The organism is Kribbella capetownensis (assembly GCF_004331485.1).
In the GTDB taxonomy this organism is placed as follows: Bacteria; Actinomycetota; Actinomycetes; order Propionibacteriales; family Kribbellaceae; genus Kribbella; species Kribbella capetownensis.
In genome coordinates this window covers 684,619-707,289 of the sequence record NZ_SJKD01000002.1, presented here as the reverse complement: position 1 = coordinate 707,289, position 22,671 = coordinate 684,619, and the positions used below count along the sequence as shown (strand labels likewise).

Sequence of the window (22,671 nt, the reverse complement as noted above, 5' to 3'; positions counted from 1 at the left end):
CGCGTCATCCCCGACGGCCGGATTTCGGCACCACGAGCTTGGTGGCCGACCAGTCGTCGGTCACGCTCAGGGTGCTGGTGGTGGACAGCCCGGCGACCGGAGCCGCCTCGGCGATGTCACTGGTCTCGACGTACCCGTCCCGGCCGACCTTCGGGGTCAGCAGCCACACGACCCCGCCGGCCTTCAGGTCGGTGAGGATGTCGAAGAACGCGTCGACCAGGTCGCCGTCCTCCTCGCGGAACCAGAGCAGTACGACGTCCACGACCTCGTCGGTGTCCTCGTCGACGAACTCCTCGCCGGTGATCGCTTTGATCGCATCACGGAACTCGTCGTCGCAGTCCTCGTCGTACCCGATCTCCTGCACGACCCAGCCGGCCTCCAGGCCGAGCCGGGACGCGGTGCTAGGAATGCCGGTCGGCACACCATTGCCGTTTCCGTCCGCGTGGTCCGCGGTCGCGCTCACGTGTCCTCCTCCGTGGTCCCCGCTTGCCCGGGGGTAGGCGTCAGTAGCGATAGTCCATCGTGACGTACCGCGTCGCGCAAGTATGCACGAGGGTTCCGTGACGTGTCCGGTATCCGCGTGGCGGGTACAGTCCGTGTCCGCTCAGATCACGCGTGCACGACCGGAATCAGGCCCCTGTGGAAGGCGAAGTAGAACGCATTCCGAACAGGTGACAGGATTGCGGTGAAGACAACCAGAGAGAACGGCAGGACACCGTGGCTTCCGGACACGAACCACCAGCCATCATCACCGAGGGGATGCCCACCCAGCTCCCCGACATCGACCCCGACGAGACACGCGAGTGGGTCGAATCGCTCGACGCGGTCCTGGACGAACGGGGCAAGGCGCGAGCACGCTACCTCATGCTCAAGCTGATCGAGCGGGCCCGGGAGCGACAGGTGGGGGTGCCCGCCCTGCGGAGCACCGACTACATCAACTCGATCCCGCCCGAGCGGGAGCCGTGGTTCCCCGGCGACGAGCACATCGAGCGCCGGATCCGGGCCTTCATCCGCTGGAACGCCGCGGTGATGGTGAGCAAGGCCAACCGCAAGGGCCTCGAGGTCGGCGGCCACATCGCCACCTACCAGTCCGCGGCCAGCCTGTACGAGGTCGGTTTCAACCACTTCTTCCGCGGCAAGGACCACCCCGGCGGCGGTGACCAGATCTTCATCCAGGGGCACGCCTCCCCCGGGATGTACGCGCGCGCCTTCCTCGAGGGCCGGTTGAGCACCGACCAGCTGGACGGCTTCCGCCAGGAGGTCTCCCGCGGTCCGCACAACGGACTGTCGTCGTACCCGCACCCTCGGTTGATGCCGGACTTCTGGGAGTTCCCGACCGTCTCGATGGGGCTGGCCGCGCTGAACTCGATCTACCAGGCCCGCTTCAACCGGTACCTGCACCACCGCGGCATCAAGGACACCAGCCAGCAGCACGTCTGGACCTTCCTCGGTGACGGCGAGATGGGTGAGCCGGAGTCGCTCGGCGCGATCGGCCTGGCCGCCCGCGAGGAGCTGGACAACCTCACCTTCGTGATCAACTGCAACCTGCAGCAGCTGGACGGACCGGTCCGCGGCAACGGCAAGGTCATCCAGGAGCTGGAGGCGTTCTTCCGCGGCGCCGGCTGGAACGTGATCAAGGTGATCTGGGGCCGCGAGTGGGACGCGCTGCTGGCGCAGGACCACGACGGCGCGCTGGTGAACAAGATGAACACCACGCCGGACGGCCAGTTCCAGACCTACTCGGTCGAGTCCGGTGAGTACATCCGGAACAACTTCTTCGGCGGCGACCAGCGACTCCAGCAGATGGTCAGCAAGCTGTCCGACGACGATCTGCGCAAGCTGCCGCGCGGTGGCCACGACTACCGCAAGGTGTACGCCGCGTTCAAGAGCGCGACCGAGCACGTCGGGCAGCCGACGGTGATCCTCGCGCAGACCATCAAGGGCTGGACGATCGAGGCGCTGGAGGGCCGCAATGCGACCCACCAGATGAAGAAGCTGACCTCGGACGACCTGAAGGCCTTCCGCGACCGGCTCTACCTGCCGATCGAGGACAAGGACCTCGAGGACGCGTACAACCCGCCGTACTTCCACCCCGGCACCGACTCGGCGGAGTACCAGTACATGATGGAGCGGCGCAAGCAGCTCGGCGGTTCGCTGCCGCAGCGGCGGGTCGCTCCGAAGACCTCGCTGAAGCTGCCGGCCGACGACGTCTACAAGCCGCTCAGCAAGGGCAACAACGCGCCGATCGCCACCACGATGGCGCTGGTCCGGCTGTTCCGGGACCTGATGAAGGATCCGGAGATCGGGCACCGGATCGTCCCGATCGCCCCGGACGAGTACCGCACGTTCGGCATGGACTCGATGTTCCCGACGGCCAAGATCTACAACCCGCACGGGCAGAACTACGAGGCCGTCGACCGCGCACTGCTGCTGTCGTGGAAGGAGTCCGAGCAGGGCCAGCTGCTGCACGAGGGCATCAGCGAGGCCGGCGCGATGGGCTCGGTGATCGCGGCCGGTACGGCGTACGCGACGCACGGCGAACCGATGATCCCGTTCTACATCTTCTACTCGATGTTCGGGTTCCAGCGGACCGGCGACTTCCAGTGGGCCTTCGGCGACCAGCTCGGCCGGGGCTTCCTGATCGGCGCGACCGCCGGGCGTACGACGCTGACCGGTGAGGGACTGCAGCACGCGGACGGCCACTCGCCGCTGCTGGCCTCGACCAACCCGGCGGCGGTGCACTACGACCCGGGCTTCGCCTACGAGGTCGCGCACATCGTCAAGGACGGGCTGCGCCGGATGTACGGCTACGGCCTGGACAAGAACAAGCCGTTCGGCGAGGACGTCTTCTACTACCTCACCGTCTACAACGAGCCGGTCCCCCAGCCGGCCGAGCCGGAGAACCTCGACGTCGCGGCACTGCTGAAGGGCATGTACCGCTTCCACGAGTACGAGACGGCCGAGGGTGACGACGTACCGCGGGTGCAGCTGCTCGCGTCCGGTGTCGCGCTGCCGTGGGTGCGCAAGGCCCAGGACATCCTGGCCGAGCAGTACTCCGTGGCCGCCGACATCTGGTCGGTGACGTCGTGGAACGAACTGCGCCGGGACGCCGTCGCCGCCGAGGAGCACAACCTGCTTCACCCGGAGGAGCCGGAGCGGGTGCCGTTCATCACCGAGCAGCTGAAGGACACCAAGGGTCCGGTGGTCGCGGTCAGCGACTACATGCGCGCGGTGCAGGACCAGATCTCCCGCTGGGTCCCGAACGACTACACCTCGCTCGGCACCGACGGCTGGGGTCTGGCCGACACCCGGGCAGCGGCCCGGCGCCACTTCCAGGTGGACGCCGAGTCGATCGTCGTGGCCGCACTGGAGATCCTGGCCAAGCGTGGCGACGTGAAGCCGGAGGTCGCGGCCGAGGCGGCCCGCAAGTACCGGATCGACGACCCGACCGCGGTCGCCGGCGTGAAGCAGGAGGGCGCCGGCGCCTGACGTCTGCCGAACCGCCCCTCCCGTAATTCACGGGAGGGGCGGTTCGCATTTGTCCTACCCTCGGATCCATGCCTGAACTGATCGAGCCGACCGTCGAGCTCCGTGACTCCTGGCTGGAGTCGTCCCGCGAGTGGGGCACCGCGTCCCAGGACGGCGCCGGGGTGTGGGAGGCCGGCGATCTGACCACGGTCGAGGGTTTCGCCGAGTGGGTCGAGCGGCTGCGGCAGCAGAGCGACGACTCCCGTGAGCTGCCGCCCGACCGGGTGCACGCGACGTACCTGTGGATCGTTGAGGACGGCAACTACCTCGGCGCGATCTCGCTCCGGCACGCGCTGAACGCCAAGCTGCTCGAGGCCGGCGGGCACATCGGGTACGGCGTCCGGCCGTCGGCCCGCGGTCGTGGTCTGGCCGCGTGGGCGCTCGGTCAGGTGCTCGAGGTGGCCCGGGCGCGCGGGATGGACAAGGTGCTGGTCACCTGCGACGAGGACAACACCGCGTCGGCGAAGTCGATCGAGCGCAACGGCGGGGAGTTGGAAGACATCCGCGAGACCTGGCTCGGCCTCGCCCGCCGCTACTGGATCAAGCTCTGACTACCCTCGGACCATGCCTGAACTGATCGAGCCGACCGTCGATCTGCGCGCCTCCTGGCTGGAGTCGTCCCGGGAGTGGGGCACCGCGTATCAGGAGGGATCCGGGCTGTGGGATGACGACGACGTGACCACGACCGAGGGATTCGCCGCCTGGCTCGAACGGCTGCGGCACTCCGCCGAGGCCGGGCCGAACCGGCTTCCCGCGACCACCTGGTGGATCGTTGAGGACGGCACCTACCTCGGCGCGATCACCCTGGTGCACGAACTGACCGAGAAGCTGCTTGAGGGTGGCGGTCACATCGGGTACGGCGTCCGGCCGTCGGCCCGGGGTCGCGGCCTGGCCTCGTGGGCACTCGCCCAGGTGCTCGATGTCGCGCGGGTGCGTGGGATGGGGCGGGTTCTGGTCACCTGCGACGAGGACAACCTGGCGTCGGCGCGGACGATCGAGCGCAACGGCGGCGTACTGGAAGACATCCGCGAGACCTGGCTGGGCCCGACCCGCCGGTACTGGTTCAAGCTCTGACCCGTACGACAAACGTCGTACGTCAGTCGTTGCGAGAGTTGCGTATTCCGTCCGACGCGGTGGACGAGGCGCGATCCCTACCGTCGGTGACATGACTGGCGCAAGCGTTGCTCTTCTCGCGGGGACGGTGTCCACCATCCTCTTCGCGTCGAGCGTCCTGCCGATGGTGGTGAAGGCGCTCCGGACCCGCGACCTCGAGTCGTACAGCCCGGCGAACCTCGTCCTGGCCAACGTCGGCAACGCCGTCCACAGCATCTACGTGGTGCACCTGCCGGCCGGGCCGATCTGGGCCCTGCACGGCTTCTACGTCGTGACGTCCGCGCTGATGCTGCTGTGGTGGCTGCGCTTCCGCCCGCTTCGGCGCGGCGTCGTCCCGACAGCGTCGTTGGACAACGAGCGGAGCCTCGCATGAACAGCTCGATCGAAACAGTCGTCATCGGCGCCGGCCAGGCCGGCCTCGCGACCGGGTACCACCTGCAGAAACTCGGCCGGTCCTTCGTCATCCTGGACGGCAACGCCCGGGTCGGCGACCAGTGGCGGGCGCAGTGGGACACCCTGCGGCTCTACACGCCGACCAAGTACGACGGCCTGCCCGGACTGCCGTTCCCGGGCGAGCCCTGGCACTATCCGGGCAAGGACGAGGTGGCCGACTACCTCGAGTCGTACGCCGGACACTTCTCGTTGCCGATCCGCAGCGGCGTCCGCGTGGACCGGCTCGAGCGCCACGACGGCCGCTGGACCGTGGTCATCGGCGACGAGCGGATCGTGGCCGACAACGTCGTCGTCGCGACCGGCACCTTCGGCCGTACGCCGAGCCTGCCGGACTTCGCCGTCGACCTGGATCCGGCGATCCGGCAACTGCACTCGAGCGAGTACCGCCGGCCGGGCCAGCTGAAGCCGGGACCCGTCCTGGTGGTCGGCGGATCACACTCGGGCACCGACATCGCCTACGAGGTCGCGCAGACACACCGGACCGTGCTGGTCGGACGCGACCCCGGTCAACTCCCGGTCAAGCCGGGCCAACCGGGTGAGCGGCTGTTCTGGCCGGTCTTCCTGTTCGTCGGTCGGCACCTGGTCACCCGCCGGCTGCCGAACTCCGACGCAATCATGCAGCACGGGCGCTTGCACGGTGGCCCGATGATCCGCGTCAAGCGGGCGGACCTGCTCGCGCGAGGGGTGGAGCGGGTCCACGAGAAGGTCACCGGTGTCGAGGCCGGGCTGCCGGTACTGGGCGACGGCCGGGTGCTGGGCGTGACGAACGTGATCTGGTGCACCGGCTTCCGGCAGGTGTTCGACTGGATCGACGGAGCCGTGATCGGTGCCGACGGCTGGCCCCGGGAACTGCGCGGGGTCGCCGCGGAGGCTCCCGGCCTGTTCTTCTGCGGCCTGTGCTTCCAGTACGCTTTCGCGTCCATGACCCTGCCGGGCGTCGGGCGGGACGCGGCGTACCTGGCCAAACGGATCGCGGCGCGAGCCGGCACGAACCGGAGTCTTGCCCCGGCGTGATCGGAGGGGTCATCCTCGCGGGGAGGGGACTGCGATGGGCATAGTCGAGGATCTGGAGCGCGCCCGGGCGGCGTTCGACCGGCGGGACTGGGCGACGGCGTACGACCGGCTGTCGTCCGCCACCGACCTGGGCGCCGGCGACCTGCTCACGCTGGCCACCGCCGCGTACCTGGTCGGGGACGACGACGCCTGTGTCCGCTCGCTGCAGCGCGGTTACCGGCGGGAAGTTGACGACGGCAACATCCTGGGCGCGGTCCGGGCCGCCTTCTGGCTGGCGCTGGTGCTGAACACCCGCGGTGAGGTCGCGATCGGCAGCGGCTGGGCCGCGCGGGCCGAGCGGCTGCTCGTGGACCAGGGCGACGTGGTCGAGCGCGGTTACCTGCTCGTGCACGACTTCTACCGCCGGCTCGAGCAGGGCGACCTGGGCGGAGCGTTGCGCGTCGGCGGCGAGATCACCGATGTGGCCCGCAGATTCGGCGATGCCGATCTGCTGGCCCAGGGCCTCGTCTGTCAGGGCCGGATGCTGATGTACTCCGGTCGCGTGCCGGAGGGACTGGCCCTGCTCGACGAAGCGATGGTCGGTGTCGCGGCCGGCGAGTTGTCGCCGATCTTCGCGGGCAACACCTACTGCGCGATGATCGAGGGTTGTCAGGAGGTGCAGGACTACTCCCGCGCGGCCGCGTGGACGGCCGCGTTGACCCGGTGGTGCGACACCCAGCCCGATCTGGTGCCGTTCACCGGCCAGTGCGCCGTACACCGGGGTCAGATCCTGCGGTTGCACGGCGCCTACGGCGACGCGGTGCAGGAGTTCGACGACGCCTGCCGGCGCTATGCGGCGTCGGGCTCCCAGGCGGCGGCCGGACTCGCCCTGAGCGAGCGTGGTGACGTCCACCGGATCCGCGGCGACCTTGCCGTGGCGGAGAGCTCCTACGACGAGGCGGCCGGATTCGGCTACGACGCTCAGCCCGGCCGGGCGCTGCTGCTGCTCGCCCGTGGCCGCACCTCCGCGGCAGTCGCAACGGTACGGCGTTTGCTCGCGGAGACGATGGGGCCGGTGTTCCGATCCCGCCTGCTGGCACCAGCCGTCGAGGTCCTGGTGGCCGGTGGCGCCGTTGACGAGGCCGAGTCGGCCGCCAGAGAACTGGCCGGCATCGCCGCCGGTTTCGGGTGTGCCGGGTTGCGTGCGGCGGCGGCGTACTCACTGGCCCTGGTGGCGCTGGAGCGGGGTGACCCGGACCAGGCGCTGCCGCAGGCCCGGGAGGCGTTGCGGCTGTGGAGCACGCTTCAGGCGCCGTACGAGATCGCACGGACGAAGGTGCTGATCGGGCGGTCGTTCCGGATCCTCGACGACGAGGAGTCGGCCCTCACAGAGCTGACCTCAGCGCACCGCAGCTTTGACGAGCTCGGCACGGTCCCGGCGCGGCAGGAGGTCGAGAGACTGCTGCACCGCGACAGCGTGGGCGGTCTGACAGCCCGCGAGATCGAGGTACTGCGTCTGGTCGCGGCGGGGCGCAGCAACGCGGAGATCGCGCAGCAACTGGTGCTGAGCGACAAGACCGTCGCGCGGCACCTGACCAACATCTTCACCAAGCTCGACGTACCGTCCAGGACCGCCGCGGCGGCGTACGCCCGCGACCACGACCTGCTCTGAAAGGTTCTCCGGAGGGAGCCGGTTCACTCCCGCGGGTGAGGTCCCGGGACCGCCCGCGGCCAGATGCTCGTAGCGTGAAGCAAACAACCGAGCGACCTGTTCCTCGCTGGGCGTACGGCCTGGCGCACGCGATCCCGTTCATGACCCTGCCGTCCGGGCTGTGGCGTCTCGGTCTGGTCGCGGGCTCGTCGATGGGGATGCTCGACGACTCCGGCCAGCCGGCTCACCTGCACGGCTTCGGAGAGCATCTGTACGTCGTCTGCCTGACCATCTTCGCCGAGGGAGTCGCGCTGATCACCTTCGGTCTGGTGAAGCGGTGGGGCGAGGTCGCACCGGCGTGGATCCCGTTCATCGGCGGTCGCCGGGTCGCGCCGTACGCCGCGATCATCCCGGCGATCCTCGGCGGGCTGTCACTGATCGCGATCTGGACCTACGGGTTCCGGGACGTCTTCAGCGACAGCTTCATCCCGTTCGGCAGCACCGGCGCGGCCGTGCTGATGATCACCTGCTACGCGCCGCTGCAACTGTGGGGTCCGTCCGTCCTGCTCCTGACCTGGGCGTACTACCGCCGCCGTCGTCAGGTCAGCGCGCCCGCGGCCTTGGTTTCAGCGCGATAGCCGGCAGCCCCGGAGCCGGCAGCGGATCGCCGTCGTACCCGGGCACCATCGGGAAGCGGTCGTTGCCACCGGCCCCGATTGCCGCCTGCCAGGCGTCCCGGGCGGCGACGATCTCCTCGTGCGAGCGGCCGATGAAGTTCCACCACATCACCAGCTGCTCCTCGAACGGCTCGCCGCCGAGCAGCAGGAAGCGGACACCGTTGTCGGAGGCAACCACGTCGACGGACTCCCGGCCGGCGCCGACGTAGACCATCTCGCCGAAGCCGGGCGTCAGGTCCCCGACCGTGAGCGATCCGTCCACGATCAGTACGGCGTACTCGTTGGAAGGCGTCAGCGGCAGGGTCAGCGTGCGGCCCGGCTGGACGGTGACGTCCGCGCCGACGAGTGGCGTGTACGCCGGGGCCGGCGAGGTGACACCGGCGACGGTGCCGACCATCACGGTGACCCGCGCGCCGTCGAGCTCGAGCTCGGGGAGGTCGGCGTACGCGTCGAACGCCGCCGGCGTCGTACTCCGCACCGAGTCGGGCAGCGCGACCCACAGTTGCGCGCCGTGCAGGGTCGGTGGCGCGGTCGGCGTCGACACCTCGGAGTGCGCGATGCCGTTGCCGGCGGTCATGATGTTGAGCTCACCGGGCCGGACGTACGCGTGCGATCCGACGCTGTCGCGGTGCTCGATCTCCCCTTCGAACAGCCAGCTGACCGTCTGCAGACTCGTGTGCGGATGCGGCGGGACCAGCATCCCCCGCTCCCCCGGTACGTCGTACGAGTCGACCCGGTGGGTGATGTCGTCGGGCCCGTAGTGGTCCACGAAGCACCACGCGCCCACCATCCGGCGGTTCTTGTTCGGCAGCAGCCGCCGGACCTTCGTCGACCGCCCCAGCACCACCTCACGGCCCTCGAGCAACTCGACCACAGGCCCCTCGCCGTCCCCGGTCGAGACCACCTCCGCCGGGTCCTTCTCCAGATCGCTCATACCAGCAAATCTACGCCGCCGCGGCTGGGGTCGGACCTGCTCGGCTGAGCTCTCAGGAGTGAGTCCACTCCAGCAGGGTGGGTTGGTCCCAGGTGTTGATGACTCGGGCGGCGGGGACGCCGCATTCCTCGGCGCGCTCGCAGCCGTAGGGTTGCCAGTCGAGTTGACCGGGGGCGTGTGCGTCGGTGTCGACGGAGAAGACGCAGTCCATCTCGACGGCCAGGGACAGTAGGCGTTTGGGAGGGTCGAGGCGTTCGGGGCGGGAGTTGATCTCGACCGCCGTACCGAACTGGCGGCAGGCCTCGAAGACCACCTCGGCGTCGAACTCGGACTCCGGCCGGGTGCCGCGACCGCCGGTGACCAGGCGGCCGGTGCAGTGGCCGAGGATGTCGACGTGCGGGTTCGCGACCGCGCGGACCATCCGCTCGGTCATCGGCTCGGACGCCATCCGCAGTTTGGAGTGCACACTCGCGACGACCACGTCGAGCCGGGCCAGGATCTCGCTGTCGCAGTCCAGCGAACCGTCCTCGTTGATGTCCACCTCGATCCCGTTGAGGATCGTGAACCCGTCCAGCTCGTCCTTCAGCTTCTTGTTGAGCTCGGCAACGACCTCGATCTGCTCCAGGCGCCGTTCCCGGGACAGTCCGTTCGCAACGGTGAGCCGCGGCGAGTGGTCCGTCAGCGCCATGTACTTGTGCCCGAGGCGATGCGCCGTACGCGCCATCTCCTCGATCGGACTGCCACCGTCGGACCACTCCGAATGCAGGTGCAGATCCGCCTTCAGCTCCGCACGTAGTGCACGGCCCGCAGTGGTCAGGTCTCCGGCCGCCTCCTCGAGCTTCACCAGGTACGACGGGGTGGCGCCATCCATCGCCTCGAGAATCACGGCCTCGGTCTTCGGCCCGATCCCGGCCAGCTCGGTCAGCGTGCCGGCCCGGCGACGGGCGCGAACCTCGGCGGGTGGCAGCGCGGCGATCGTGTCCGCCGCCCGCCGGTACGCCTTGACCCGGTGGGTCGGCTGCTGGTCGCGCTCCAGGTAGTACCCGATCGCCCGCAGCGCCGCGACCGCATCCGCCACACCCGCGTTGTCCGTCATGTGCCCATCATGCCGAAGACATGGGAGCTATGGTCTGGACGTGGCTAAGCGGGCGACCAAGGCGCATCTCGCGCGGGCTGATCGGTTGCAGAATCAGACCGGCGCGCTCGCCACCGCGGCGATGGCGGCGATGGACGAGCAACTGCCGTGGTTCGGCACGCTGTCGGCGCAGGACCGGTCGTGGATCGGGCTGGTCGCCCAGTCCGGCATCACGGCGTTCGTCGACTGGTTCCGCGACCCCGAGGCGCACCCCTCGATGCCGACCCGGATCTTCGGCTCCGCTCCGCGGGAGTTCACCCGGGTCATCTCGCTGCACCAGACCGTCGACCTGGTCCGCACCACGATCGAGATGATCGAGACCACGATCGGCGACCTGCTGCCGCCGGACGACGTACCGGTGGTGCGCGAGGCGATGCAGCGCTACGCCCGCGAGGTCGCGTTCGCGGCCGCCACCGTCTACGCCCAAGCTGCGGAGCTGCGTGGCGCCTGGGATGACCGGCTGGAGGCGCTGGTCGTCGACGCCGTGATCCGCGGCGAGGCCGACGACTCCGTCCGCTCTCGCGCCTCCGCCCTCGGCTGGACCGGATCGTCCGGTACGTCGGGATCCGCCGAGATCGCCGTGGTCGTCGGCCGCGCTCCGGCCAGCGAGGGAAACGCCAACGTCGCCGACGCGGTCCGGTACGCCGCCCGCGAGGCCGGTGCTGACGCTCTGTGTGCGATGCAGGGCGACCGCCTGGTGGTGGTACTCGGTGGTACGAGCAAACCTGTCGAGATCGTACAAAGGCTGGCTCACTGGTTCGGACCCGGACCGATCGTCGTCGGGCCGGTTGTGAAAGACCTGATGGCGGCCGTGACGTCGGCCCGCGCGGCCGTCGCCGGACTGCGCGCGGCGCCCGCCTGGCCAGCCGCGCCACGCCCGGTCCTGGCCGACGAACTGCTTCCCGAACGATCACTCTCCGGAGACGGCCATGCCCGCCGGCAACTGGCCACTGACGTCTACGGCCCGCTCACACTAGGGGATGGGGTCCTCCTCGACACCGTTTCGACCTATCTGGACTCGGGTGGTTCGATCGAGGCGACCGCGCGAGCAATGTTCATCCACGCCAATACCGTCCGGTACCGGCTGAAGCGTGTGGCGGAGCTCACGGGCTACCACCCGCTGAACCCGCGAGACGCTTTCACACTTCGTGTCGCACTGACCTTGGGCCGCCTGCTCAATCCCGAGCCCGGAAGCTACGTTTTGTAGGATCCCTACAAAGTCGGCCCGGTAGAATTCGTGCCCCTTCCAGGGGCACGGACGGCCCGGCTCAGGGAGAGTTGTCACGTGCTCGTCATCGTCGCGCCCGGTCAGGGTGCCCAGACCCCAGGTTTCCTCGAGCCGTGGCTGGCCGATCCGGTGTTCGAGAGCCGGCTCCATTGGCTCTCCGCGGTGGCCGGCCTCGACCTCGCCCACTACGGCACGCAGGCCGACGCGGACACGATCCGGGACACCGCGATCGCGCAGCCGCTCCTGGTCGCGTCCAGCCTGCTGGCGGCGCTGGCCGTGTTCCCGCACCCCGCCGACGCCTTCACCAAGGTCGGCGCGGTCGCTGGGCACAGCGTCGGCGAGATCGCGGCCGCGGCCGGCACCGGCGTACTCACGGCCGAGCAGGCGATGGTCCTGGTCCGCGAGCGCGGCAAGGCGATGGCGGCCGCGGCGGCACAGACCGCCACCTCGATGACCGCCGTACTGGGTGGCGACCGGGACGAGGTCCTGGCCAAGCTGGCCGAGCACGGCCTGACCCCCGCGAACGACAACGGCCCGGGCCAGATCGTCGCCGCCGGCACGGTCGAGGAACTGGCCGCGCTCGCCGCGGACCCGCCGGCCAAGACCCGCCTGATCCCACTGTCGGTGGCCGGCGCGTTCCACACCAAGCACATGGAGCCCGCGGTCCACACCCTGGCCGGGTACGCGACCGCGATCAGCACCCACGACCCGCGCACCCGCCTGATCTCGAACCGCGACGGCCAGGTCGTGCACGACGGCCAGGACGTCCTGCGCCGGCTCGTCACCCAGGTCAACGCGCCGGTCCGCTGGGATCTGTGCATGCAGACGATGGCCGACCTCGAGGTGACCGGCATCCTGGAGCTGCCACCGGCCGGCACGCTGACCGGGATCGCGAGGCGCGCGCTGAAGGGTGTCGAGACGTTCGCGCTGAAGACCCCGGACCAGCTCGACGACGCCCGCGCGTTCGTGGACAAGCACGGCAGCCCGTCCGAGATCGACGCGTCCCCGACCTGGCGGTTGTTGGTCGCGCCAATGAAGGGCACCTTCACCCGCTCCGAGCAGGTACGCCGTGAGTCCGGTGACACGGTCGACGCCGGCGAGGTCGTGGCGAAGGTGAAGAGCCTGCGCGACGAGCTCGACGTCAAGGCGCCGCACGGCGGCATCGTGGTCGAGTGGCTGGTCGAAGAGGGCGACCCGGTCGCCCCCGGGCAGCCGCTGGTCCGCCTCCATCCGAACGGAGCGTCCTCATGACTGTGCTGATGCCACGCCTCCGGCGCGGCGGGTCATCGGGCTTTGACTCCCGGCCTTCCCTCGTCACTCCACTCGCTTCGCTCCCTGCGCTCCTCAGTCCGGGCCGGGAGGCCCAATGACCACGATCACGCCGTCGACAGGCTCGACGTACGCCGGTGTCCTGGGCATCGGGTCGTACCGGCCGCGACGCGTCGTCCCGAACTCCGAGATCCTGGAGCAGATCGACTCCAGTGACGAGTGGATCCAGACCCGGTCCGGCATCAAGGAACGCCGCTGGGCCAGCGACGACGAGACCGTCTTGATGATGTCGGTCAACGCCGCCAAGGACGCACTGAAGGACTCCGGGATCGACCCGGCCCAGATCGGCTGCGTCATCGTCGCGACCGTCACGCACCTGTACCAGACCCCGGCGATCGCGACCCAGATCGCGGTCGAGGTAGGCGCGCCGACCGCGGCCGCGTTCGACATCTCCGCCGCCTGCGCGGGCTTCTGCTACGGCATCGCGATGGCCAACGACATGGTCCGCGGCGGCAGCGCGAAGTACGTGCTGGCGATCGGGGTCGAGCGACTCAGCGACATCACCGACCGGACCGACCGCAGTACGGCGTTCATCTTCGCCGACGGAGCGGGTGCGGCAGTCGTCGGGCCGACCGACGAGCCCGGCATCGGCCCGGTGGTGTGGGGCTCCGACGGCACCCAGCACCGGGTGATCAGCCAGAAGGAGTCGTGGCAGGAGGCGGCCGGCAGCTACCAGTGGCCGCACCTGACGATGGACGGCAACCCGGTGTTCCGCTGGGCGTCGTTCGAGATGGCCAAGACCGCGCAGCAGGCGCTCGACGTGGCCGGCGTGAAGGCCGAGGACCTCGACCTGTTCGTGCCGCACCAGGCGAACATGCGGATCACCGACGCGATGCGCCGGGCGCTGAAGCTGCCCGCGCACGTGAAGGTTGCCCGCGACATCGAACGGCAGGGCAACACCTCGGCCGCCTCGATCCCGTTGGCGATCACCGCGATGCGCGAGTCCGGCGAGGCCAAGAGCGGCGACCTCGCGCTCGTCATCGGCTTCGGCGCCGGCCTGGTGTTCGCCGCCCAGGTCATCCGGGTGCCGTAGTACCTCCATAGTTGTCCGGGGCGGCTCAGGTGGCCGGCCCGGCTGAAGTAGCCCAAGCAGATCCGAAAGGGAAACCGAGAAGATGGCCAGCACCGAAGAGATCCGTTCCAACCTCGCCGAGATCGTGAACGAGATCGCCGGCATCCCGGTCGAGGACGTCCAGCTGGACAAGTCCTTCACCGACGACCTCGACGTCGACTCGCTCTCCATGGTGGAGGTCGTGGTGGCCGCCGAGGAGAAGTTCGACGTGAAGATCCCCGACGACGAGGTGAAGAACCTCAAGACCGTCGGCGACGCGGTCGCGTTCATCGAGCGCGCCCAGAACGGCTGACCACCCGCCGTTCCCGTGTGCTGGCCGGTGCTCATCGGACCATCCGTCCGATGAGCACCACACACCGGCCCACAGTGACAGCGCACCACCCACCCCTCGCTCCTGTCCCCCAGATCTCGCAAAGGATGAGGTAAAGATGTCGAAGACCCGAGTCGTGATCACCGGGCTCGGAGCCACCACGCCGCTCGGCGGCGACGTGTCCGGTACCTGGGAAGGCCTGCTGGCCGGTCGCTCCGGCGCGCGCCGGCTCACCGACGAGTGGGTGCAGAACCTCGCGGTCCAGATCGCGGCCCCGGCCGCGGTCGAGCCCACCGAGGTGCTCGAGCGGGTGAAGGCCCGCCGCCTGGACCGGAACGCGCAGTTCGCCGTCGTCGCCGCCCGCGAGGCGTGGGCCGACGCCGGTCTGGAGGACTCCGGGCTGGACAAGGAGCGGCTGGGGGTCGCGGTCGCGTCCGGCATCGGTGGCCTGCACACCACGCTGTCCAACTACGACGCGCTGCGGTCCAACCCGCGCCGGGTGTCACCACTGGCGATCCCGATGCTGATGCCCAACTCGTCCGCGGCGTACGTGAGCCTCGAGTTCGGCGCCAAGGCCGGCGTACACACCCCGGTCTCGGCCTGTGCCTCGGGCAACGAAGCGATCGCGCTCGGCCTGGACCAGATCCGGCTCGGCCGCGCGGACGTCGTACTGGCCGGTGGCACCGAGGGCGCGATCATGGCCCTGCCGCTGGCGGCGTTCGGGCAGATGATGGCGTTGAGCAAGCGCAATGACGAGCCGGAGAAGGCCTCCCGGCCGTGGGACGTCGACCGGGACGGATTCCTGCTCGGCGAGGGCGCCGGGATCCTGGTGCTGGAGTCGTACGAGCACGCGAAGGCGCGCGGCGCCAAGATCTACGCCGAGCTGGCCGGCGCGGGCATCTCCGCCGACGGCCACGACATCGCGCAACCCGACCCGACCGGGTCCGGTGCGCGCCGGGCGATGGAGCGGGCACTGGTCGAGGGCGACCTGACCCCGGCCGACATCTCCCACATCAACGCGCACGCCACCTCGACCCCGCAGGGCGATATCGCGGAGTCGCTGGCGATCCGGCTGGCGCTCGGCAAGGACGCCGACCACGCGGTGGCGACCGCGCCGAAGTCGATGATCGGTCACCTGCTCGGCGCGGCCGGTGCGGTCGAGTCGATCGCGACCGTACTCGCGCTGCACCACCGGCTGGTGCCGCCGACCATCAACGTGGACAAGCTCGACGACCAGATCGAGCTGGACGTCGCGACGGAACAGCGCAAGCTGGCCGACGGGGACCTCGCGGCGCTGAACAACTCGTTCGGCTTCGGCGGTCACAACGCCGCCATCGCCTTCAAGACGGTGTAGCCCAGCCGCCAGTCGCCCGGCGGACGGTACGCCGTACGCCGGGCGGCACCGCAGTTTCCTTCTCACCCCGGAGGACCTATGACCACCGCCCCCGTAGTACCCAAGCCCGTCAAGCTGCCCCGCGAGCAGGACCCGCGCAACCCGGTCACCCGACTGACCGCCCTGCTCGACCCCGGCAGCCTGGAGCTGATCACTCCGGACAACCTGTCCGGGATGATCGCGGCGCGTGGGACCGTCGAGGGCGCACCCGTGATCGCCTTCTGCTCCGACGCCACGGTGATGGGTGGCGCGATGGGCGACGAAGGCTGTGACGTCGTGGTCCGGGCGTACGAGGTCGCCCGGCAGGAGCAGGTGCCGATCATCGGCCTGTGGCACTCCGGCGGCGCCCGGCTGGCCGAGGGCGTGCTCAGCCTGCATGCGGTCGGGAAGATCTTCTACGCGATGACGCAGGCGTCGGGGAAGATCCCGCAGATCTCCGTCGTCCTCGGTCCGGCCGCGGGCGGAGCGGCGTACGGGCCGGCGCTGACCGACATCGTCATCCTCGGTCCGGAGGGCCGGATCTTCGTGACCGGGCCGGATGTGGTCCGTTCTGTCACCGGTGAGGACGTGGACATGCTCCGCCTCGGCGGGCCGGAGCCGCACGGCCGGCGGTCCGGCGTCGTCCACATCACCACCGACTCCGAGGCCGCGGCGATCGAGCGGGCCCGGCGCGTCACCGATCTGCTCGCGAACCAGGGGACGGTGGCGACCGACGTTCCCGACACCGACCTGTCCGGGTTGCTGCCGGAGTCGGCCAAGCGCGCGTACGACGTCCATCCGCTGGTCGGAGGGGTGCTCGACGAGGACTCCTCGGTCGAACTGCACCAGCGGTGGGCACCGAACATCGTCACCACGCTCGGCCGGCTCGGCGGTCGCACCGTCGGCGTGATCGCGAACAACCCGCTCCGGCTGGGTGGTTGCCTCGACGCCCTATCGGCGGAGAAGGCGTCCCGGTTCGTCCGGATGTGCGACGCGTTCGGCGTACCGCTGGTGGTCCTGGTCGACGTGCCCGGGTACCTGCCCGGTGTCGGTCAGGAGTGGGACGGCGTCGTACGGCGTGGTGCGAAGCTCCTGCACGCGTTCGCAGAGGCCGTCGTACCGCGGGTGACGCTGGTGACCCGGAAGACCTACGGCGGCGCCTACATCGCGATGAACGCGCGGTCGCTCGGCGCCACCCGGGTCTTCGCCTGGCCGCGTGCGGAGGTCGCCGTGATGGGCGCGGTCGCCGCGATCCGGGTGCTGCACCGGCGCAAGCTCGCCGAGGTCGACCCTGAACTGCGTCCTCAGGTCGAGGCCGAGCTCGCTGCCGAACACGAGAAGCTGGCCGGAGGCATCGACCGTGCCCGCGAGATCGGCGTTGTCGACGAGGTCGTCGACCCGGCCAAGACCCGCACGGCCCTGGCCACCGCGATCGCCGACGCCGAAGCAACCGGCCGCACCCGCGGGCACCATGGGAACATTCCGCTCTGAACAACTCGACAGGACGTGTCGGCGGCTCGGCCCGTCCGCCACGCCTGCGCGCGGCGTCAGCGGCCGGGTTTCGCGACACACCTCCTGTCGAGCTGCACGCCCAGACACGCACAAAGGGCGCGGACCCTGAGGTCCGCGCCCTTCACGTGGTGCGGCCGCTGTTGTTCGACAACCGGGGGTGTCCCGACACCCGGTGGCCCAGCGGCCACGGCCCCTCCCACCCTAGTGAGATGTCTGATGCTCAGTCTCATCCAAAAGTTCGGGGAAGTCGCTGCCCGCCATGGCTTTCTTCTGAAGTTCTCAGGTTCCGTTCAGACGACCTGATGGAGCCATCGCACCGGTGCGCCGTCGCCGGCGTACCGGAAGGGTTCGAGCTCGTCGTCCCAGGGGCGACCGAGCAAGCGTTCGACTTCCTCGGTCAGGTCGGCTTCACCGCTGGCTGCCTTCAGCATCGCCGCCTTCAGGCGCTCCTCCGGCACCATGATGTCGCCGTGGACGCCGGTGGTGGCGTGGAAGACACCGAGGTCGGGGGTGAACGAGTACCGCTCGCCCTCGACGCCGTTGCTGGGCTCCTCGGTCACCTCGAACCGGAGCTTCTGCCATCCGCGCAGCGCGGAAGCCAGCTTGGCCGCCGTCCCTGCCTCGGCCTGCCATGACAGCTCGGCCCGATAGGTGCCCTGAGCTGCGGGCTGCGGCGTCCAGTCAAGTTTCACAGGCACGCCGAGTACGCCGCCCGCGGCCCACTCGACATGCGGGCACAACGCTGACGGCACGGTGTGGACGTAAAGAACGCCACGAGTCGTCGCCACCGGGACCTCCTGTGCTCGAGGGGCGCCTTCCCCAGCGTTCTCGAACAGCCGCGTCGTTCCCGGCGGAACTCTGCGTACATCTTGCACCACCGACCCCACCAACACCAGCAACCTCGCCGTGTCAACTACATCACGGCCGTGTCGCGCTTCTGGTCGGGGTTACGGGAACCGGGACGCCAGGGCGATACAGGCACCGGCGGCGGCCAGGGTGAAGAGCATCGCGATACCGGCGAAGCGGGCGGTGACTTCCTTGTCCACCTCGTCGTACCCAACCGAGGAGCCGATGTCCTTGTAGACGTCCTCGAGCTCGCCCGCGGACTCCGCGGTATACGCCTCGCCACCGCTGATCTCGGCGACGCTGCGCAGCTCGGCCCGGTCCGGTGGCACCCGCTGGCGGATGCCGTCCATCTCGATGAAGCCGGAGTCGGTGCCGAAGCAGATCGTGTAGACCGGCGTGTTCTTCGCCTTCGCGGCCTGCGCGCCCTCCTGCGCCGTCCGGCCGACTGTCCGCTTCCCGTCGGACAGCAGCACGATCCGGGCCGGGGCCGGGTCATTCGGGTGGTCAGGGTCCGGTGGGACCTGGGTGAGCGCCTGCAGCGAAGTGAAGATGCCCTCACCGGTCGCGGTCGACTCGGCCAGCTCCAGGCCGTCGACCGAACGCAGTACGGTCGCCCGGTCGGTGGTCGGCGGCACGATGATGGACGCCGTACCGGCGAAGTTGACCAGGGCCACGTTGAACTTGCCCGGCAACTGGTTGATGAAGTTCTTCGCCGACTTCTTCGCCGCCTCGAGCCGGTTCGGCTCGATGTCGGTGGCCATCATCGACAGCGACACGTCGATCGCGACCACGATGGTGGCCCGTTCGCGCGGCACCTTGACCTTGTCCTTGGGCTGCGCGAACGCCACGATGCACGACAGCGCGGACAGCAGCGCGAGGCCCACGGCCAGGTGCCGCCGCCACTGCGGCCGCCTCGGCGCGACCCGGTCCAGCAGGGCGATGTTGGTGAAGCGCAGCGCGTACTGCGACCGGCGGTGCTGCAGGAAGATGTACGCCGCGAGCACGACCGGGATGATCAGCAGGAACCACAGTCTGGCCGGAGACAGGAACTCCATCAGCGAGCCACTCCCTTCGGCGGTTGGTGCAGGCGGGGCGCCACTCGCCGGTAGGCGAGCACGAACCGCACGGTGTCGGCGACCCAGTCCCGGTCGGTGCGCAGGACCAAGTGCCCCGCACCTACCCTACGCAGGGCGATCCGGGTTCGTTCCCGTTGCGCGAGTGCGGCCAGCCCGAACGCCTCCCGGACCTTGCGCCGGCGGGTGTCGATCTCGCGCACCTCGCCGGTCTCCGGGTCACCGATCGTGACCACGCCGATGTTCGGCAGTTCGAGCTCGCGCGGGTCGACGATCTCGACCGCGAGCACCTGGTGCTGCGCGGTGAGCTTGCGCATCGCGCGCTCCCAGGACGGCTCCAGCCGGCTGTCGACCTCGCCGTCCTGCGGAGTCAGGAAGTCGGACACGACCACGCGCAGACCCCGCTTGCGCTGGGTGCGCGCCATCGATTCAAGGGCAGCGGCCAAGTCACTGCGGTGCGCTTCCTGGTCACCCATCTGCTCGGCCAGCAGCGCCCGGAGCAGGCCGTAGAGGGCCAGACGCCCGGACCGGGCCGGCCAGCGCCGCAGCGCCGAGTCACGCAGCATCAGGCCACCGAACCGGTCCCCCAGCCGGTGGGTGAGGAACCCGACCGTGGCGACGGCCGCGACGGCCAGCTCCCGCTTCTCCAGCTGCGACGTCCCGAAGTCCATCGACCCGGACAGGTCCACCAGGGCCCACGTCTCCAGCTCCCGGTCCGCGATCAGGTCCCGCACGTGCGGGACCGTCGTACGGGCGGTGACGGCCCAGTCCATCCGTCGTACGTCGTCCCCGACCTGGTACTCCCGGGCCTCGGCCAGCTCCGTGCCGGGCCCGGGCAGCAGGCCCAGGTGCTCCCCGTGCAGGTACCCCTCCAGCCGCCGTACGACGGTCAGCTCCAGCCGCCGGAGGGCACGCTCGGGAGCGAGCTGCGAGATCGTCATCGCAGCTCGCGGGTCGGGGCGGTTGGCCACTAGACGAACTCCGGGCGGCCGGTGCCGTCGTTGCCGTCGCGCCAGACCGGCTGGGGCGGCGGGACGGTGGCCAGGATGCGCTCGATCACGGCGCGCGGGTCGATGTTGTCGGCGACCGCGTCGAAGGTCAGTCCGAGCCGGTGGCCCATCACGTCCAGCGCGACGGTCTGGATGTCGCTCGGCAGCAGGTAGTCGCGGCCGTGGATCAGCGCGAGTCCCCGCCCGGCCGCGATCATGCCGAGGGTGGCTCGCGGGCTGACGCCGAGCTCGATGATCGGCTCCAGGTCGGGCAGGTGGAAGTCGGACGGCGTCCGGGTCGCCATCACCAGGCGGACGGCGTACTCCGCGACCAGGTTGTGCACGAAGACCTGCTCAGCGGACCGCTGCAGCTCCAGGATCGTCTCCGGCTTCAGCACCTGCCGCGGCTCCGGCGGGTCGACGCTCATCCGGCGGAGGATCTCGAACTCCTCGTGCCCGCGCGGGTGCGGTACGTCGATCTTGACCAGGAACCGGTCTCGCTGCGCCTCGGGCAGCGGGTAGACGCCCTCGGACTCGATCGGGTTCTGGGTGGCGATCACGATGAACGGCTTCGGCATCGGGAAGGTCTGGCCGCCGATCGACACCTGCCGCTCGGCCATCAGCTCCAGCATCGCGGACTGCACCTTGGCCGGGGCCCGGTTCACCTCGTCGGCGAGGACGAAGTTCACGAACGTCGGGCCGAGTTCGATGTCGAACGCCTCCCGGGTCTGCCGGTAGATCCGGGTGCCGACGATGTCGGACGGGACCAGGTCGGGGGTGAACTGGATCCGGGCGAACGTGCCGCCGACCACCGACGCGAAGGTCCGCACCGCCAGCGTCTTGGCGACACCGGGCACGCCCTCGAGCAGGCAGTGGCCCTTGGCGAGCAGCGAGACCATCAGCGTCTCGACCATGTGCTCCTGGCCCACGATCACCCGCTTGACCTCGGTGACGGCCTCGCCGATCAGCCGGGACTGCTGGGCCACCGATCCAGCCGGCACAGTGGTTTCGGTCATGCCTGTCCTTCCGGGGTCCGCGCACGGACCTTGGTCATCTCCGCGCCGCCTCGCTGCTGTGGCGCACTCACAACTCCGGCCATTCCATCAGATCCCCGGGTCCCCCGCTCCGACGGCCCACCAGGTCCTTTCCCCATCCTCCCCATCGACCCAAATTCACACGCCTCGATCGGGGCCGTCACAGCCGGTGAGTTCTCCCGGTGGCGACAGTGCTACCAGGGATGTGGTGGGATTGGAGGTGATGACTGCGACGGAATCACAGGCTGAGGTGCGTACGGCGGATACGCCGGAGGACGCGCCTGCGCGGGTGATCCCGGACGCCCTGCCGCTGCTGCCGGAGGACCCGCCGCGAGTCGGGGAGTACTGGCTGCGCGGCCGCCTCGGCGCGAACGCGGCCGGCTATCTGTACACCGCCAGCGCCGACGACGGCCGGAGCGCCGTGGTCGCGATGATGACCGAGGGCTCCGCGGACGACGCGGCCGCCCGCGACCGGTTCGTGAACGCCGTCGACGAGTTGCCGGACGACGGAGTACTGGCGCACAACGACTCGGACGACGACGACCTGGCGTTGTGGGTCGCGCTCGGCCCGATCCGGACCGACGACGGGAGCAGTGCGGCGTCGGACGAGCGCTTGATCGCGGAGCGCCGTGGCGAGGACGTGCTGTCCGCCGTACTGATGGACCGGGTCCCGCAGAACGGACGGGTCCGTGGGCCGGACTTCCGGCACTACTGGGAGGGGCGCCGCAGGCCGGGCCTGTTCCGGATCTGGCCGCTGCCGTGGCCGAACATCCTGCGCCCGGCCTCGCGCTGGGCGCTGGTCTTCGCGCTGGTGACAATGGCGCTCATCATGGCGCTGGCGGTGTTCCTGGCCTGGTTGCTGTTCCGCAACGCCGAGCCGCTGGAGCCGGAGCCGGTCATCCCGACGCCGAGCAACACGGTGACGGTGACAGTCACCCCGACCACCCCGCCGCCGAACACCGGATCGACCGGACCGACGCCGACCACGAGTTCGACGCCGACGACCGGAACCCCCACCGGGACGCTGCCTTCGGGAACGCCGCCGACCAACCCCGGCGACAAGTTCTGACGCGATAGCTCAGTGCGTGGCGGGCTCTCGGCCTCGGTTGAGGGTGAGCAGGCCGATCAGGCTGATCACGGCCCAGCTGCCCTCCAGGAGCAGGAAGCCCCACGAGGACTCGACGGCGGCGATCACCGCGAGCACCCCTGATCCGAGCAGGTTGAGCAGTTGGTACGCGAGCGTGCGCTGACGAAGCTTGCCCGCCTGAGCCGCCGCGAACGCGACCAGAATGGTGACCGCGCCGGCGATCTCGAGAATGTCGATGACATGCATCGGAGTGGCCCCTCCTGGGGCGGGCGCCGTCTTGTCGTGGACCGGGTACGACGCCACTCGACCGGGGAACCGCAGACCGCGGATCCTGC

The 22,671-nt window shown here is 69.8% G+C and carries 22 protein-coding genes and 1 riboswitch; of the genes, 14 read left to right on the top strand and 8 right to left on the bottom strand.

The window, feature by feature from the left end:
• Window positions 1-4: 4 nt before the first annotated feature.
• Window positions 5-463 (bottom strand): DUF3052 domain-containing protein, encoded by a 459-nt coding sequence (locus tag E0H75_RS13710; protein WP_131513865.1) that lies wholly within the window; start codon window positions 461-463, stop codon window positions 5-7.
• A gap of 296 nt (window positions 464-759) precedes the next feature.
• Between E0H75_RS13710 and aceE the strand changes: the two genes are divergently transcribed.
• The 7 genes from aceE to E0H75_RS13675 all read left to right on the top strand — a co-directional run bounded on the left by aceE (window position 760) and on the right by E0H75_RS13675 (window position 8,376).
• A complete protein-coding gene (gene aceE / locus E0H75_RS13705) occupies window positions 760-3,489 on the top strand; it encodes a pyruvate dehydrogenase (acetyl-transferring), homodimeric type (protein ID WP_238163021.1) in 2,730 nt (909 codons plus the stop codon).
• Between the two features lie 68 nt (window positions 3,490-3,557).
• A complete protein-coding gene (locus tag E0H75_RS13700) occupies window positions 3,558-4,079 on the top strand; it encodes a GNAT family N-acetyltransferase (protein WP_131513863.1) in 522 nt (173 codons plus the stop codon).
• 13 nt (window positions 4,080-4,092) lie between these two features.
• Window positions 4,093-4,602, top strand: coding sequence for a GNAT family N-acetyltransferase (locus E0H75_RS13695; RefSeq protein ID WP_131513862.1), 510 nt, complete (start codon window positions 4,093-4,095; stop codon window positions 4,600-4,602).
• A gap of 91 nt (window positions 4,603-4,693) precedes the next feature.
• Window positions 4,694-5,014, top strand: a complete 321-nt coding sequence (locus tag E0H75_RS13690) for a hypothetical protein (RefSeq protein WP_131513861.1) — start codon at window positions 4,694-4,696, stop codon at window positions 5,012-5,014.
• Window positions 5,011-6,108, top strand: a complete 1,098-nt coding sequence (locus tag E0H75_RS13685; RefSeq protein ID WP_131513860.1) for a flavin-containing monooxygenase — start codon at window positions 5,011-5,013, stop codon at window positions 6,106-6,108. Before E0H75_RS13690 ends, E0H75_RS13685 begins: the two co-directional genes overlap by 4 nt.
• Window positions 6,109-6,142: 34 nt before the next feature.
• Complete coding sequence (locus E0H75_RS13680; RefSeq protein WP_131513859.1) at window positions 6,143-7,759, top strand: helix-turn-helix transcriptional regulator; 1,617 nt, start codon at window positions 6,143-6,145, stop codon at window positions 7,757-7,759.
• 74 nt (window positions 7,760-7,833) lie between these two features.
• Window positions 7,834-8,376, top strand: a complete 543-nt coding sequence (locus E0H75_RS13675; RefSeq protein WP_131513858.1) for a hypothetical protein — start codon at window positions 7,834-7,836, stop codon at window positions 8,374-8,376.
• Here E0H75_RS13675 and E0H75_RS13670 read toward each other — a convergent pair.
• The gene (locus tag E0H75_RS13670; RefSeq protein WP_131513857.1) at window positions 8,342-9,349 is read right to left on the bottom strand and encodes a pirin family protein; all 1,008 of its coding nucleotides are present in this window, start codon (window positions 9,347-9,349) and stop codon (window positions 8,342-8,344) included. The genes E0H75_RS13675 and E0H75_RS13670 overlap by 35 nt on opposite strands.
• Before the next feature lie 52 nt (window positions 9,350-9,401).
• The gene (locus E0H75_RS13665; RefSeq protein ID WP_131513856.1) at window positions 9,402-10,445 is read right to left on the bottom strand and encodes a PHP domain-containing protein; all 1,044 of its coding nucleotides are present in this window, start codon (window positions 10,443-10,445) and stop codon (window positions 9,402-9,404) included.
• Here E0H75_RS13665 and E0H75_RS13660 point away from each other — a divergent pair.
• The 6 genes from E0H75_RS13660 (at window position 10,444) to E0H75_RS13635 (ending at window position 17,286) form a co-directional block, all read left to right on the top strand.
• Window positions 10,444-11,691 carry a PucR family transcriptional regulator gene (locus tag E0H75_RS13660; RefSeq protein WP_420323290.1) on the top strand — a complete coding sequence of 416 codons (1,248 nt, stop codon included), beginning with the start codon at window positions 10,444-10,446 and terminating at the stop codon, window positions 11,689-11,691. The two genes, E0H75_RS13665 and E0H75_RS13660, sit on opposite strands and share 2 nt — an antisense overlap.
• 78 nt (window positions 11,692-11,769) lie before the next feature.
• Window positions 11,770-12,963: an ACP S-malonyltransferase gene (locus E0H75_RS13655; RefSeq protein WP_131513854.1), complete on the top strand. Its 1,194-nt coding sequence runs from the start codon at window positions 11,770-11,772 to the stop codon at window positions 12,961-12,963.
• 115 nt (window positions 12,964-13,078) lie between these two features.
• On the top strand, window positions 13,079-14,074 hold the full coding sequence (locus E0H75_RS13650; RefSeq protein ID WP_131513853.1) for a beta-ketoacyl-ACP synthase III: 996 nt from the start codon (window positions 13,079-13,081) through the stop codon (window positions 14,072-14,074).
• Window positions 14,075-14,156: 82 nt separating this feature from the next.
• The gene (locus E0H75_RS13645; RefSeq protein ID WP_130446978.1) at window positions 14,157-14,405 is read left to right on the top strand and encodes an acyl carrier protein; all 249 of its coding nucleotides are present in this window, start codon (window positions 14,157-14,159) and stop codon (window positions 14,403-14,405) included.
• A gap of 136 nt (window positions 14,406-14,541) precedes the next feature.
• A complete protein-coding gene (gene fabF / locus E0H75_RS13640) occupies window positions 14,542-15,777 on the top strand; it encodes a beta-ketoacyl-ACP synthase II (RefSeq protein ID WP_131513852.1) in 1,236 nt (411 codons plus the stop codon).
• 78 nt (window positions 15,778-15,855) lie between these two features.
• A complete protein-coding gene (locus E0H75_RS13635; protein WP_131513851.1) occupies window positions 15,856-17,286 on the top strand; it encodes an acyl-CoA carboxylase subunit beta in 1,431 nt (476 codons plus the stop codon).
• Window positions 17,287-17,597: 311 nt separating this feature from the next.
• Here the strand turns inward: E0H75_RS13635 and E0H75_RS13630 are convergent, their stop codons facing one another.
• The 4 genes from E0H75_RS13630 to E0H75_RS13615 all read right to left on the bottom strand — a co-directional run bounded on the left by E0H75_RS13630 (window position 17,598) and on the right by E0H75_RS13615 (window position 21,231).
• Window positions 17,598-18,095 carry a DUF3145 domain-containing protein gene (locus E0H75_RS13630; RefSeq protein WP_131350428.1) on the bottom strand — a complete coding sequence of 166 codons (498 nt, stop codon included), beginning with the start codon at window positions 18,093-18,095 and terminating at the stop codon, window positions 17,598-17,600.
• A 159-nt stretch (window positions 18,096-18,254) separates the two neighbouring features.
• Window positions 18,255-19,208 (bottom strand): VWA domain-containing protein, encoded by a 954-nt coding sequence (locus E0H75_RS13625; RefSeq protein ID WP_131350426.1) that lies wholly within the window; start codon window positions 19,206-19,208, stop codon window positions 18,255-18,257.
• A complete protein-coding gene (locus E0H75_RS13620; protein ID WP_131513850.1) occupies window positions 19,208-20,167 on the bottom strand; it encodes a DUF58 domain-containing protein in 960 nt (319 codons plus the stop codon). The genes E0H75_RS13625 and E0H75_RS13620 overlap by 1 nt, the downstream gene beginning before the upstream one ends.
• Window positions 20,168-20,196: 29 nt before the next feature.
• The gene (locus tag E0H75_RS13615; protein ID WP_131350422.1) at window positions 20,197-21,231 is read right to left on the bottom strand and encodes an AAA family ATPase; all 1,035 of its coding nucleotides are present in this window, start codon (window positions 21,229-21,231) and stop codon (window positions 20,197-20,199) included.
• 241 nt (window positions 21,232-21,472) lie between these two features.
• Between E0H75_RS13615 and E0H75_RS13610 the strand changes: the two genes are divergently transcribed.
• The gene (locus E0H75_RS13610) at window positions 21,473-22,318 is read left to right on the top strand and encodes a hypothetical protein (protein WP_131513849.1); all 846 of its coding nucleotides are present in this window, start codon (window positions 21,473-21,475) and stop codon (window positions 22,316-22,318) included.
• Between the two features lie 9 nt (window positions 22,319-22,327).
• On the opposite strand, the gene E0H75_RS13605 is transcribed toward E0H75_RS13610, so the two are convergent.
• Window positions 22,328-22,582: a CBU_0592 family membrane protein gene (locus E0H75_RS13605; protein ID WP_131350418.1), complete on the bottom strand. Its 255-nt coding sequence runs from the start codon at window positions 22,580-22,582 to the stop codon at window positions 22,328-22,330.
• A 20-nt stretch (window positions 22,583-22,602) separates the two neighbouring features.
• Window positions 22,603-22,670, bottom strand: a riboswitch (guanidine-III (ykkC-III) riboswitch).
• Window position 22,671 lies beyond the last annotated feature (1 nt).

Bases quoted from the DNA above. Each gene is read 5' to 3' on its own strand.
- aceE (WP_238163021.1), top strand. From the start codon at position 760: ATGCCCACCCAGCTCCCCGACATCGACCCCGACGAGACACGCGAGTGG.
- E0H75_RS13700 (WP_131513863.1), top strand. From the start codon at position 3,558: ATGCCTGAACTGATCGAGCCGACCGTCGAGCTCCGTGACTCCTGGCTG.
- E0H75_RS13695 (WP_131513862.1), top strand. From the start codon at position 4,093: ATGCCTGAACTGATCGAGCCGACCGTCGATCTGCGCGCCTCCTGGCTG.
- E0H75_RS13690 (WP_131513861.1), top strand. From the start codon at position 4,694: ATGACTGGCGCAAGCGTTGCTCTTCTCGCGGGGACGGTGTCCACCATC.
- E0H75_RS13685 (WP_131513860.1), top strand. From the start codon at position 5,011: ATGAACAGCTCGATCGAAACAGTCGTCATCGGCGCCGGCCAGGCCGGC.
- E0H75_RS13680 (WP_131513859.1), top strand. From the start codon at position 6,143: ATGGGCATAGTCGAGGATCTGGAGCGCGCCCGGGCGGCGTTCGACCGG.
- E0H75_RS13670 (WP_131513857.1), bottom strand. From the start codon at position 9,349: ATGAGCGATCTGGAGAAGGACCCGGCGGAGGTGGTCTCGACCGGGGAC.
- E0H75_RS13660 (WP_420323290.1), top strand. From the start codon at position 10,444: ATGTGCCCATCATGCCGAAGACATGGGAGCTATGGTCTGGACGTGGCT.
- E0H75_RS13665 (WP_131513856.1), bottom strand. From the start codon at position 10,445: ATGACGGACAACGCGGGTGTGGCGGATGCGGTCGCGGCGCTGCGGGCG.
- E0H75_RS13650 (WP_131513853.1), top strand. From the start codon at position 13,079: ATGACCACGATCACGCCGTCGACAGGCTCGACGTACGCCGGTGTCCTG.
- E0H75_RS13645 (WP_130446978.1), top strand. From the start codon at position 14,157: ATGGCCAGCACCGAAGAGATCCGTTCCAACCTCGCCGAGATCGTGAAC.
- fabF (WP_131513852.1), top strand. From the start codon at position 14,542: ATGTCGAAGACCCGAGTCGTGATCACCGGGCTCGGAGCCACCACGCCG.
- E0H75_RS13635 (WP_131513851.1), top strand. From the start codon at position 15,856: ATGACCACCGCCCCCGTAGTACCCAAGCCCGTCAAGCTGCCCCGCGAG.
- E0H75_RS13625 (WP_131350426.1), bottom strand. From the start codon at position 19,208: ATGGAGTTCCTGTCTCCGGCCAGACTGTGGTTCCTGCTGATCATCCCG.
- E0H75_RS13620 (WP_131513850.1), bottom strand. From the start codon at position 20,167: ATGACGATCTCGCAGCTCGCTCCCGAGCGTGCCCTCCGGCGGCTGGAG.
- E0H75_RS13615 (WP_131350422.1), bottom strand. From the start codon at position 21,231: ATGACCGAAACCACTGTGCCGGCTGGATCGGTGGCCCAGCAGTCCCGG.
- E0H75_RS13610 (WP_131513849.1), top strand. From the start codon at position 21,473: ATGACTGCGACGGAATCACAGGCTGAGGTGCGTACGGCGGATACGCCG.
- E0H75_RS13605 (WP_131350418.1), bottom strand. From the start codon at position 22,582: ATGCATGTCATCGACATTCTCGAGATCGCCGGCGCGGTCACCATTCTG.